Origin of the sequence: Phyllobacterium sp. YR620, from assembly GCF_900104165.1 — a bacterium.
In the GTDB taxonomy this organism is placed as follows: Bacteria; Pseudomonadota; Alphaproteobacteria; order Rhizobiales; family Rhizobiaceae; genus Phyllobacterium; species Phyllobacterium pellucidum.
In genome coordinates, this window is record NZ_FNJP01000001.1 from 610,833 (window position 1) to 623,475 (window position 12,643).

A 12,643-nucleotide genomic window follows, 5' to 3' on the forward strand; every position below is an offset into this window, starting at 1 on the left:
GCCGACCTAATCAAAAGGGGTGAAGACGCGTGGGACTTGCGTCGTTAGACGGAAGCTGCCCGGATATTCTCCATGGGCGCACGCACGGTCCAGACAATGCGATTGACCGACTGTTCGAGCATGCCTTCGCCCCCCAGCGACAAGGGCGTTATCCGCTCGAGTACCGTCTTGCCAAAGCCGCGCGTGCGGCCGAGCTTGACCGGTGGCCCGCCTGTTTCGGTCCAGGCGAGGTAGAAGGTCTTGCCCTCGTCGCCAACGAACCAGTCCACATTGATCTCACCGGTTTCCGATGAGAAGACGCCGTATTTCGCAGAATTGGTCGCCAGTTCGTGGAATGCAATCCCGAGATACTGGACGGCGTTGGGTTGCAGGACCATGGACGGTCCAGTCATGGTAAGCCGATTTTCGTCGCCAAAAGGCTTGATCTGCTCAAGCAAAAGATCGGAAAGTGTCGCTCCGCGCCACGTCGCGTGAACCAGCAAATCGTGAGACCGGGCGAGTGCCATGATCCGCTCGCGGATCTGCTGTTCGAATTCGACGATATCGGTGGTCCGGCTGCTGGTTTCGCGAATCATCGAAAGAATGACGGCGTACTGGTTCTTGACGCGGTGATTTACCTCCCGCATCAACATCAAAATCCGCTCTTCGCTCTCCTTTTTGTCGGTAATATCGCGGGCGATTTTCGATGCACCGACCACGCGTCCGGAAGCGTTCTTTACAGGTGATACAGTCAGTGAGACATGGATGCGCGTGCCGTCCTTGCGCTGCCGGACTGTCTCATAGTGATCGATCCTCTGGCCGTTGCGTACGCGCTCTACGATGCCGGGTTCTTCGTAAAGCCGATCGGGGGGGATAACTGTCGTGATAGATCGCCCGATCATGTCTTCGGCGGTGTAGCCGAATATCCTCTCGGCCGCCTTGTTCCACGTCGTGACCATGCCCGACAGATCCTTGCTGATAATCGCATCGTCGGACGATTCAACAATAGCGGCGAGGCGTTCGGCCATCGCTTCGTCGCGTCTCTGTTCAGTGATATCGCGCAACATATTGAGCGCGCCGACAATCTCCCCTTGCTTGTTGCGCAGCAGCACAGGGAACGGCATGAAAGCGATGCGGCTTCCATCGGGCCTCTCGGCGATGGCATCGACGTCGCGCACCTCGCGCTCCTCGCGCAAGGTAGTCGCCAAGGGGCATTCATCGTGCTGCATTGCCGTTCCATCCGGCCAATACAAGCGGAGCGCTCCAGACCAGCGTTCCTTGCCGATTTCCGGCATGCGGCCCCAAAGTTCCGCCGCCGCCTTGTTATAGAATGTAAGGATGCCGGACTTGTCCGTCGTATACACGGCCACCGGCAACTCCATGATGATCGAGTCCCGGCTGTAGCTGTCCAATCCGTGCAGTGCTTCTAGAGAAGCCGCAAAATTGCTTTGTGGAATGTCCACGATTTCCCCAATTCAACATTATGTCTCGTCGCGAAAGGGCATGCTGGAGAGCAGACTTCCGGTCAATCGCGCACATTAAACTATTTATGGTTGCATTGGTTCCATCAATCGTACCGATCAAAATGGTTTATCCCTCGTCTGGAGGGCAGCGAAATCGCCCGAGATTCATATGCGCCGGGGCCTACAAAGCCATACGGGCCAGGTCTCCAAGGAAACCTGACCCGCACAAAATGATAGGCGCAATCGACTTGCGCCGCAAACCATAGCCAACCGGATGTTATCCGGATCAAATCGCCAGGATGATCGCTGCAACTGCCAAAGCGCCGAACAGGCAGATCGAGCAGGTCATCCAATTGGCGATATCGCCGTTTTCCTTTGTATGCCGCAACATCATCGCCCTGTATCCTCCTGAGCAAAACCGGTAAACCGGCCCGTTCTCAAAAAAATCACGAACAACCGCCGCTGATTTGGCTTCCAGCTTGTATTTCAAATTGTCATGATCATTGTCCAAACCGGCGTGGCAGAAGGCTTAAATCCGTCATTCCGGTCTCAACGCTTTGGATTATAGCGCTTTCAATCTAGGCGTTCAATTTGTGTTGCAATGGCGATAATCACATTTTGATAGCGAATGAAAAGATTCCGACATTGGCGGTCTTCAGGCGGCAGCTGCCTCGGCCAGGCGCGGAAAAACCATGCGAACGAGAGCGCCCCGACCGCCGTGGAAATTAGCCGGCGCATCGAGCATTTCGAGATGCCCACCATGGTCCTCGACGATCTTCTTGACGATGGCGAGCCCGAGGCCGGTCCCTTTTTCGCGCGTCGTCACATAGGGTTCCAAAAGCTGGTGGCGGTTTTCGCTGGGCAGGCCCTTGCCATTGTCGAGCACCTCGACGGTGATGGAAGCGCCTGCACTCTTTGCGCGAACGAGAATATAGCCGGTCTCGACAGCGCCGGACTGCAACGCCGCCTCGATGGACTCGGATGCATTCTTGATGATGTTGCCGAATGCCTGGCCGAGCAGGCGGCTGTCGAAATTGCCGACCAGCGGTTCGTCGGCTATCTCATGTTCGAACTTGATCTGATTGTTGCTGATCTCGACGAGAAACGAGGCGTCGCGCAATACAGTGCGAATATCTGTTGCCGCCAGCTGCGGCTTGGGCATACGAGCGAACTCGGAGAATTCGTCGACCATCCGACCAATATCGCCAACCTGGCGAATGATCGTCTCGGTGCATTGGTCGAATACCGCGCGATCCTCGACAATGACTTTGCCGTAGCGACGGCGGATGCGTTCCGCCGAAAGCTGGATGGGCGTCAGCGGATTCTTGATCTCGTGGGCGATCCGGCGGGCTACATCCGCCCAGGCGGACGAGCGGTGCGCGGCGACGAGATCGGTAATGTCATCGACCGTCACCACATAGGAGGTGTTCTTGATGTCGGCGTCTTCGCGCGTGATCTGTACGTTCAATGAACGCGCGACACCGCTGCGGGTAATGCTGATCTGCTTGCGGCTGGATGAACGTCCATTATCCCGCGCCACGTCGAAGACGGCGCCGATTTCCGGCAGGATAAGGCCGAGGCTCTGGCCAACGGCCTGCGATGCGTCGACCGCCAACATCTGTTCGGCCGGACGGTTAAGACCCGCGATGATCCCCTCGCTGTTGACGCTGATGACGCCTGCGGTAACGCCCGATAGGACCGCTTCCGTAAAGCGCCGCCGCTCGTCAATCTCGTCCTTGGCCGAAATCAGGTCGCTGTGTTGCGTTTTCAACTGCTCGACCATCTTGTTGAATGTGTGCGACAGAGAGCCGATATCGCCATCCGAACCGCGTACGGGGACGGAAACGTCGAAATTGCCGGTCGCGACGTCTTCGGCAGCGCCGATCAGCTGGCGGATCGGCAGGACGACGCGATTGGCCACAGCAATGCCGCTCCACACGGCGGTGAGCAGCAAGAGCAGGGTGAGTTCGATGTACAGCAAGGCATAGGCGATCTGGGTAGTGGACCGGTTGCTCGCCAGCGCCTGGTATTCGGCATTATTGTCTGTCATCACCCGCATATTTTCGAGCGCAGAGCGATCGACCGAGCGAATGGTGTAGAGGTAAAGATCGGGCAGGGCCTGCGTCTTGATCACCGCGCCGACAAGATTGGTGTCGCCCGGCGGTATCAGAACCGGCTTGTCGCCCGCGGCACTTCGCAGGGCCTCGATCGGGGCGTCCGGCAGGGAATGATCGTTGATGAGGTTGGCCGCGACCACAACCTCCCCATCCGATTTGACCAGGGACGCGCCGAGCAGATTGTTGCGGCCGGCGTCGTAGGTGAGCCAGTCCGAAAAGGCGCCGCGGTCGAGACTGTAGAGCATGCGGCGCTGGTCGAGATCAATCACCATGGAAAGCGTCGTCGTCAGCAGGCTTTGGGCGTTGTCCTCGGTATAGGATTGCGCCGCCTTGATGGACATGTCGATGATCTGGTTGTTCTGGTTGTTGATCCATGAATCCATTCGCTGGTCGAGGACGATGAGCGAGAAACAGGCCACGATGATCGACGGTATCGAGGCGATCAAGGCGAAGATCATCGCGACATTGGTGTGAAGGTCGTTGTGCTTTGCCTTGCTCTTGAACAGAAAGAGCTTCTTAAGCGTCGCGTAGGACAAATAGATCAGGACGAGAATCGATACCGCATTGGCCGCAATGATCAGCTGGGTCGTCTGTTTGGTGGGCGAAATATTGGTTATGCCCATCATGACGAGGAACGAGACGATCATCGTCGCAAGGACGAGGAGCGTCATGATCACGGCTCCTCGCGGCAGCACCTGCGGCTTGGTTATCGTCTTGCTGGCGGGCATTCAATCGCCTCGTTGGGCCCTCCGCGACAGTGCAGGGATGGCCGCATGGTTTCCTTGTCGATTATCGGTAGCGACGACGCTTGTAAAGCTTGCTTCCTCGGCGGGAATTGAGGCAACAGGATGGACGCGCTGTCGCGTTCGCACATTGGAGCATGTTCATGGCGATTCGGCCAATCCTGACATTCCCTGATCCAGCCTTGCGAAGGCCCGCCGACCGCATTGCAGATTTCGGCGAGGCAACGCAAGAATTGGCGCAGGACCTTCTCGCTACAATGCGTGCTGCCCCGGGCATTGGGATCACGGCGCCGCATGTCGGCGTGCCGCTGCGTCTCGTCGTGATCGAGATCGAGCCCAGTGCGCCGCGCTTCTACATAAATCCGGAAATCGAATGGTCGTCAGGCGATCTTGCGAGGCGGGAGGAGGGCAGTGTGTCGATGCCGAGCATCTCCGACGAGATCGAGCGACCAGCCACGATCCGCGTGCGCTATCAGGATCTCGCCGGGAACATGTTGAGCGAAGAGGCGAGTGGTCTGCTTGCCACTTGCCTGCAGCATGAGATCGATCAGTTGGACGGCATGTTCTGGATTTTCCGCCTGTCGCGATTGAAACGCGAGCGGCTCGTCAAGCGGTTCGAGAAGTTGCAGCGGCTTGGCTGATTCAGCCGCTCAGCGATGGATGGGATCGATCCATGCAACCCCTTCCGGTTTTTCCACCGGATCGATGTCGAGATTGACCACGATCGGCTCCTGACCGGAGCGGACCACCACGCACTCCAGCGTTTCCTCCGCGTTCGCATTGATTTCCTGATGCGGCACGTAAGGCGGCACGAAAATGAAATCGCCTGGACCGGCTTCGGCGACATATTCCAGCCGCTCGCCCCAGCGCATGCGCGCACGACCTTTGACCACGTAGATAATGCTTTCAAGGTCGCCGTGATGATGTGCACCGGTCTTGGCATTGGCGTGAATGGTGACGGTGCCCGCCCAGATTTTCTCTGCCCCGGCCCGGGCCCGATCGATCGCTGCAGCGCGGTTCATGCCAGGCGTCTGAGCGGTGTTCGGGTCGAGAGAATCGCCGGGGATAACCTTGACGCCGTGCTCGCGCCAATCGATGGGGTGATCATGTTCGTGGGTGTGATCTGTCGGCATGGTTCTTCTCCGCTCGCGGGCGAGTTTAGTCATCTTGGCAGCGGTGCACCAGCCGTTGCACGGTACAATTAATTAACCTCAAATTGCAGTAATTGCCTTGACGGTCGGGCCTTCCGCTCGCCAAGGTAGAGGTGCTGCGAGGCAATCTCGTAGTGGTCGGATACCTGAGTGATGCCAATCAGCAAATCGCGAAACGCACCATTTGACCGAGGCGATGAGCGCGGAAGCGACCGTCTGCTGCAGATCGAAGCAGTCTATGACAAGGTTCCCGTCGGGCTCTGCTATGTCAATCGTCAGGGTTTTCTGGTCACGGTCAACGACCGGTTTTCCCGTATCTTCGGCATTGCCGGCGAAAATGCCGTGGGCCGGTCCGTGGAAGACGTCGTTCCGGACCACGCATCACTGCTGCGCGAGGCTATCAGCACTGCGCTCTCCGGCGGTTCGATTTCCGAAGCTCAGATCGAAGTCACCGGCGAATCGTTCATGGTTGCTGCGGCGACCGTCACCAATGATCTTGGCGAATTCGCCGGCATTTCGGTCGCTTACACCAACATCACCCATCTGAAGGATATTGCGGAACGGCTGCAACAGGTGGAGTTGCGCACCTCCTACGCTCTTGAGAGTGCGGGGCAATGGATATGGGATTTGAATATTGCGACGATGCGGGTGTGGCGCTCGCCGCAGTATCGGGCGCTGCTCGGCCTTGATCCTGCCGGCCGCGAGAGCGAAAGCGTGGCGTGGGATATCGTTCATCCCGACGACAAGGAGCGGGCGATCGAGGCGTTTGAAGACGTCCTCAGCGGCCGCAAGGCGCGCTTCGAAGCAACCTATCGGGTATCGCGTCCGGATGGCGGCGACATCTGGATATTGAGCCGGGGCAAGATCGTCGAATATGGGCCCGACGGTTCGCCGCTGCGACTGCTGGCAACGAGCGTCGATATTACGGCGCAAAAGCGGGTCGAGGAGGAACTCTCGGCCATGGTCCGCGAACGCATGGCGCTGGAGCAGAAACTCCTCGAAGCAAACCGCAAGCTCCGTAACCAGTCCGAGCGCGATCACCTCACCAATCTGCCGAATCGGCGCAAATTCAACCACGTGTTGAGGCGTGCATTTCAGCGCGCCAGCGAGACTGGTGAACAATTGGCAGTTCTTATGGTCGATATCGACCATTTCAAAGCCTACAATGATTTCTACGGGCACCTTGCCGGCGACAAATGCCTCATTCAGGTTGGGCGCGCCTTGAACAAGGTCGCCAAGCAGAACGGCGGCTCGGTCGCCCGTTTCGGCGGCGAGGAGTTTGCGACGCTTATTCCCGGACGGGCGCTTCAACCTTCCGCCGAAATCGCCGGCGCCATGCTCGACGCCGTGGCGGCCATGAAACTCGAACACGCCGCAAGTCCTCAGGGCGCAATTTCCGTCAGCATAGGCATGGCGATGTTCGATCCCCCAATGGGACTAAAGCCGCAGGGGCCGGAAGAGTTGCTAAATCTTGCCGACGGTGCGCTCTACCAATCCAAACATCGTGGCCGCGCGCGATTGACCATCGCCGGGACGTCCGACAGCTAGCCTGGCGTTGGCTCTATCCGTTTCTACGCGTGCCCCTGATGGTTTTCCGCCAGATCAGCGGGGCATGGAGGGAAGCAGAGCGGCTGCTTGCGGCGCCGTCGCCGTTGACCAGCCAGGCAATGCTGTTTCTGACGATCTCGTCGACGGGCTGGGTGAAGGTCGTCAGGGCGTAGGATGACCATCCTGACTGCTCGATATCGTCAAAGCCGACAACGCAAAGATCGTCAGGAATGCGCCGTCCAAATTCGTGGCGCGCCGCGTCCATCAAGCCAAACGCCATGAGGTCGTTGACGCAGAACACCGCATCGGGAGGCTCAAGGCCGGAAAACAGCGTCCTGCCGATCGTCCTTCCGCTTTCGTAAACGGTGTTGCCGTGCCGAACGACAGTTACATCAAGGCCAAAGTCCCTCGCCGCTGCCACGAAGCCCTGTTCGCGCGCCATGAGGCTTGGTGTTCCTACGGCCGAGTTTGCAAAAGCCAATCGGCGGCAGCCAGCGCGCAGGAAGGCACTGACCGCGACCCGCGCCGCCCCTCCATCATCGAGGTTGATCCGAAACGGCCCCTCGATCTCATCGTCGCGGTTTATCAGGACGATGCGTTGGCCGCTATCGAGGCAGAGTTTGGTGATCGCCTTGTCGGGCAGCCCGGACAGCAGGATCGATGCATCCGCACGATAATGAAGTGTCTGGCGCAGGGCGGTATCGACGCTTCCGTCCGACCGGTCGGTGTTGATGAGCATCGAGATCTTGCCGGCCAACTGCAATTCGTGGGTGAGGGCGCGTACGAGGCGGGCACGATAGGGCGTATCCATTTCGGAGACGACGAGGCAGACGATGCCGCTCTCGCTGCGCATGAGGCCGCGCGCCAACTGGTTGACGTGGTAACCGAGCGCCTCGGCTGCTTGCATGACACGCTGACGCGTTTCTTCTGAGACGCTTGCCCCAGGGGTAAAGGTGCGTGATACAGCCGAGCGGGACACGCCCGCGCGTTTTGCCACATCGTCGGCGCTGACGAACGTCTTGTTCAAGCAAAGGACCCATATTTCAGTTCTGCGGCGCAGTTTGCACGCGATTGCGCGCCTTCGCAATCTCCCTCATTCAAAACATTTAAAAGTTATAGTTGATGAGCCGGCTTGACAGATTGGACGCGCTCGTGAAAGTTTTGCACACGCTTGCAAAATGGCGTGCGGCATGGAGGTGCCGCTTTCTAGGGAGGAAAGATATGCGTTCTGTATTCGCCATTGCTGCTGCATTCGCCGTGGGCCTGCAAGTCATGCCAACCGAAGTGCGCGCCGCAGATAATCTCAACCTGATCTGCTCTGCCGACGTCGTCATCTGCGAATTGATGAAGGGCATGTTCGAAAAAGAAACCGGTATCCAGGTCAATATGGTGCGCCTGTCATCGGGCGAGACCTATGCCAAAATTCGTGCCGAAGCCCGAAATCCCAAGACCGACATATGGTGGGCTGGAACCGGAGATCCGCATTTGCAGGCGGCATCCGAAGGGCTGACGATGGAGTACAAGTCGCCCATGCTCGATCAATTGCAGGATTGGGCTAAGAAACAGGCGGAGAGCTCGGGATACAGGACAGTCGGCGTTTATGCTGGCGCGCTCGGCTGGGGCTACAACACCGATATCGTCAAGAAGAAGGGCCTCAAGGAAGCAAAGTGCTGGTCCGACCTGATCGACCCTGCTTACAAGGGCGAAATTCAGATCGCCAATCCCAACTCGTCAGGCACGGCATACACCGCGCTTGCGTCGCTCGTGCAGATAATGGGCGAGGACCAGGCATACGAATATCTGAAGAAACTCAACGCCAATGTTTCCCAATATACCAAGTCGGGTTCGGCTCCGGTGAAAGCGGCGGCACGCGGCGAGACAGCGCTCGGCGTTGTCTTCATGCACGATGCCGTCGCGCAGATCGCCGAGGGCTTCCCGGTGAAGGCCGTGGCTCCCTGCGAGGGTACGGGCTACGAAATCGGCTCGATGTCGATCATCAAGGGCGCACGAAATCTCGACGCCGCCAAGAAGTGGTATGACTGGGCGCTGACGGCCGATGTGCAGTCGCACATGAAGGATGCCAAGTCCTTCCAGTTGCCATCCAACAAATCGGCGACGGTGCCACCCGAAGCACCGAAATTCGAGGACATCAAGCTCATCGATTACGACTTCAAGACCTATGGTGACCCGGCCAAGCGCAAGGAACTGCTGGATCGCTGGGATAAGGAGATCGGCGCAAGCGCGAACTGATCTACCTTCGCCTTGTCAACCATATGTCCGGCCTTATCCGGACATATGGTCCATGAAAGCATGAGTCTGGGATGAGCGGGTGGCGTGATGGAGCGTAGCGACCGGAGACTGAACATTGCGCTCGGCATAGGGCTCGCAGGGCTTGTCCTCGTGCCCTGGTACAGGATCGAGGCGGGATTCTATGGGCTGAGTTGGCTCAAGAATTTTCCGACAGGCTCCGCCGAAGCACCCGGCATCCTGCAGGCCTTCGAATTCGGTCGGTGGAACCTGGCGCTGATTGCCTTGATCTTCGCCGTGGCTATTGCCGCGAGGTTTTTGAGGGTCTCGGCGCTTCGTTCGAACCTGTTGATTGCAGCGGGCGGTGCCGGCATCCTTTTCCTCGTCTGGCAAGGCCTAGCGATTGGATATACGGGCTGGTCGTGGACCATCAACGAGACGCTGTTCGGGCCGCTGGCGGACGGTCAGCCATCCATGGGCGCCGGCGCCGGGTTGACGGCTTTGGCCCTTGTTCTCTTTTTCGCCTTTGGCCTTGCCGAACGCGGCGTTCTTCGCGGCGATGCCTTCGTGGTCGCGTCGATTACGCTGCTCGTGTTCCTTGTCGCGATTTTTGTGTTCTATCCGGTCGGCAGCATGTTTGTCGGCGCTTTCCAGAGCTTTGACGGGTCGTTCGATCCTTCGGGCTTTGTCCGAAACATCCAGGATCCATCGATATGGAGCCTCGATTGCCTCGTGGGCGGAAATCGGTGCGGCATTGCCTGGCGCACTTTTTTTCTGGCGGTCCTCACCGCGTCGGGATCCACCATTCTCGGACTGTGCTTCGCACTTGTCGCAACGCGCACCCGCTTTCCCTTCAAGAAGGGCCTGCGCCTGTTGACGATTCTGCCGATTATCACACCGCCGTTCGTTATCGGCCTCGCGCTCATCCTTCTGTTCGGCCGTGCCGGGGTCGTGACCCAGCAAATCTCGCATATCTTCGGTGTTGAGCCCGGCCGCTGGCTCTACGGCCTGACTGGCATCTGGATCGCGCAGGTCCTTTCGTTTACGCCGATCTCCTTCCTCGTCCTCATCGGCGTCGTCGAAGGGGTCAGTCCTTCCATGGAAGAGGCGTCGCAGACATTGCGCGCCGACCGCTGGCGCACCTTCTGGCGGATTTCGCTGCCGCTTATGAAGCCGGGCCTCGCCAATGCCTTCCTCATTGGCTTCATCGAGAGCATGGCGGATTTCGGCAACCCGCTCGTTCTCGGCGGCAGCCACGGCGTGCTTTCGACGGAAATCTTCTTCGCCGTCGTCGGCTCTCAAAACGATCCTTCACGCGCCGCTGTCCTCGCGATCATCTTGCTGGTCTTTACGCTGTCGGCATTCCTGGCACAGCGTCTCTGGCTCGCGGGCAAGAGTTTCGCCACTGTTACCGGCAAGGCCGACTCCGGTGCGCACATCGCGCTGCCGCGTTCCCTGTCGATCGGGGTCCACGCCATCGTCATCCCATGGGCGCTGTTCACCCTTGTCGTCTATGGCATGATCCTTGTTGGCGGCTTTGTCCGGACCTGGGGTCTCGACAACACCTTGACCTTCGAACATTACCAGCGCGCCTTTTCGTTCGCTTTCGAGAATGGCGCCATCGCCTGGACCGGCGTTGCCTGGAATTCGTTCTGGACGACGATGGAGATCGCGCTGATTTCCGCGCCGCTCACGGCAGCTGTCGGCTTGCTCACGGCCTATCTTATCGTTCGCCAGCGCTTTTTCGGACGCAGCGTCTTTGAATTTGCCCTAATGATGAGCTTTGCCATCCCCGGAACCGTCATCGGCATCAGCTATGTTATGGCCTACAATTTGCCGCCGCTTGAGATGACGGGCACCGCCCTGATCCTGATAGCCTGTTTCGTCTTCCGCAACATGCCGGTGGGCGTACGCGGCGGGGTTGCCGCGATGAGCCAGCTCGACAAGAGCCTCGACGAGGCGTCGCTGACCCTGCGGGCGACGAGCTTCCGCACCATCCGCAAGGTCATCCTGCCGCTGCTGCGCCCGGCAATCGTAGCCGCTCTCGTCTATTCGTTCGTGAGGGCCATTACCTCGATCAGCGCGGTCATCTTCCTGGTAAGTGCACAGTACAATATGGCTACGTCCTATATCGTCGGCCTCGTGGAAAACGGCGAGTACGGCGTGGCCGTCGCCTATTCGTCTATGCTTATCGTGGTGATGATCGTCATAATCACCGGTTTCCAACTTCTCGTCGGGGAACGCCGGCTGCGGCGCGAGAATCGTGTCGCCACCGCCTTCGTTCCTGCCGCCGTGCCGCAAGAAAAGGCCACGCCATGAACAATCGTACCGGGTCAGTCGTCTTTACCAACGTCAAGAAGCAGTTTGGCAGCTTCACTGCCATTCACGACCTGTCGCTCGATATCGAGCCGGGAACCCTTGTGACGCTGCTGGGACCGTCAGGTTGTGGCAAGACGACGACGCTTCGCATGCTGGCCGGTCTCGAGCACCCGACTTCGGGGCGCATTCTCATCGGCGGCAAGGACGTAACGATGCTCCCCGCCAATGAGCGCGACGTCTCCATGGTCTTCCAATCCTATGCCTTGTTCCCGCATATGTCGGTGCTCGAGAACGTCGCCTACGGGCTCGAGTCATCCGGGATGAAGAAGAGCGAAGCGCGGCAACGGGCGGAAGAGGGGCTGACGCAGGTCGGCCTCGCCGGCTACGGCCAGCGCCTGCCGGCAGAGCTTTCGGGCGGACAGCAGCAGCGCGTCGCCGTTGCCCGCGCCCTGGTGCTCGAGCCACAGGTCCTGTTGCTTGACGAGCCGCTGTCCAACCTCGATGCGCGCCTTCGCCGCCGCGTGCGGACGGAGATTCGCGAGCTTCAGCAGAGGCTTGGATTCACTGCCGTCTACGTGACGCACGATCAGGAAGAAGCGCTCGCGGTCTCCGATCGTATCATCGTGATGCAGGATGGCGTCATCGCGCAGCAGGGATCGCCACGCGAACTCTACGAGGCGCCGGCGTCGTCGTTCATCGCCGATTTCATCGGCGAGGCCAATGTGGTGCCTTGCGAGGTGCTGGGCAATGACGGGACAGAGGCGATCATCCGTGTCGCCAGGTTGGAACACAGGGTGCCGGCGCGCAGCGCGCGTCCCGGGCCGGCCAGGATTGCCGTACGCCCCAATGCCATTACCCTTGAAGCGGCGGAGGAGGCGGCATTTCCGGGCAGCATCCGCCATGCTGCCTATCTCGGCGACCACGTCGAGTATGAGGTTGAAACCGAAGCCGGAACGCTTTTCGTCGTCGATCCGGCAATCGACAGGAATCTTGCACCGGCGACCAATGTTAGCATCGGCTTCCATCATCGCGGCATCGCCATTATCAACAACTGATCGCTCGTACCGAGGAAAAGA

At 59.0% G+C, this 12,643-nt stretch carries 10 protein-coding genes; 5 read left to right on the top strand and 5 right to left on the bottom strand.

Going from position 1 to position 12,643, the window contains the following annotated elements; translation table 11 throughout:
- Window positions 1–44: 44 nt before the first annotated feature.
- From BLR72_RS02850 to BLR72_RS02855, 3 genes are all read right to left on the bottom strand, one after another.
- Window positions 45–1,442, bottom strand: coding sequence for a PAS domain S-box protein (locus tag BLR72_RS02850; protein ID WP_091944888.1), 1,398 nt, complete (start codon window positions 1,440–1,442; stop codon window positions 45–47).
- Between the two features lie 286 nt (window positions 1,443–1,728).
- Entirely contained in the window at window positions 1,729–1,932 is a 204-nt protein-coding gene (locus BLR72_RS22175; RefSeq protein WP_139202487.1) for a hypothetical protein, read from the bottom strand.
- Window positions 1,933–2,097: 165 nt separating this feature from the next.
- On the bottom strand, window positions 2,098–4,287 hold the full coding sequence (locus tag BLR72_RS02855; protein WP_091944891.1) for a sensor histidine kinase: 2,190 nt from the start codon (window positions 4,285–4,287) through the stop codon (window positions 2,098–2,100).
- A gap of 158 nt (window positions 4,288–4,445) precedes the next feature.
- Here BLR72_RS02855 and BLR72_RS02860 point away from each other — a divergent pair, with 158 nt between their 5' ends.
- On the top strand, window positions 4,446–4,943 hold the full coding sequence (locus BLR72_RS02860) for a peptide deformylase (protein ID WP_091944894.1): 498 nt from the start codon (window positions 4,446–4,448) through the stop codon (window positions 4,941–4,943).
- Window positions 4,944–4,952: 9 nt separating this feature from the next.
- Here BLR72_RS02860 and BLR72_RS02865 read toward each other — a convergent pair whose 3' ends face one another.
- On the bottom strand, window positions 4,953–5,435 hold the full coding sequence (locus BLR72_RS02865; protein ID WP_091944897.1) for a cupin domain-containing protein: 483 nt from the start codon (window positions 5,433–5,435) through the stop codon (window positions 4,953–4,955).
- A 171-nt stretch (window positions 5,436–5,606) separates the two neighbouring features.
- Here BLR72_RS02865 and BLR72_RS02870 point away from each other — a divergent pair, with 171 nt between their 5' ends.
- Window positions 5,607–7,001 carry a sensor domain-containing diguanylate cyclase gene (locus BLR72_RS02870; RefSeq protein WP_091944900.1) on the top strand — a complete coding sequence of 465 codons (1,395 nt, stop codon included), beginning with the start codon at window positions 5,607–5,609 and terminating at the stop codon, window positions 6,999–7,001.
- A gap of 13 nt (window positions 7,002–7,014) precedes the next feature.
- On the opposite strand, the gene BLR72_RS02875 is transcribed toward BLR72_RS02870, so the two are convergent.
- Window positions 7,015–8,028, bottom strand: a complete 1,014-nt coding sequence (locus tag BLR72_RS02875; RefSeq protein ID WP_091944903.1) for a LacI family DNA-binding transcriptional regulator — start codon at window positions 8,026–8,028, stop codon at window positions 7,015–7,017.
- 194 nt (window positions 8,029–8,222) lie between these two features.
- Between BLR72_RS02875 and BLR72_RS02880 the strand changes: the two genes are divergently transcribed.
- From BLR72_RS02880 to BLR72_RS02890, 3 genes are all read left to right on the top strand, one after another.
- Entirely contained in the window at window positions 8,223–9,251 is a 1,029-nt protein-coding gene (locus tag BLR72_RS02880) for an ABC transporter substrate-binding protein (protein ID WP_091944906.1), read from the top strand.
- A gap of 87 nt (window positions 9,252–9,338) precedes the next feature.
- Window positions 9,339–11,567, top strand: a complete 2,229-nt coding sequence (locus BLR72_RS02885) for an ABC transporter permease (RefSeq protein WP_091944909.1) — start codon at window positions 9,339–9,341, stop codon at window positions 11,565–11,567.
- Window positions 11,564–12,622 (top strand): ABC transporter ATP-binding protein, encoded by a 1,059-nt coding sequence (locus tag BLR72_RS02890; protein ID WP_027231968.1) that lies wholly within the window; start codon window positions 11,564–11,566, stop codon window positions 12,620–12,622. The genes BLR72_RS02885 and BLR72_RS02890 overlap by 4 nt, the downstream gene beginning before the upstream one ends.
- Window positions 12,623–12,643: the final 21 nt, after the last annotated feature.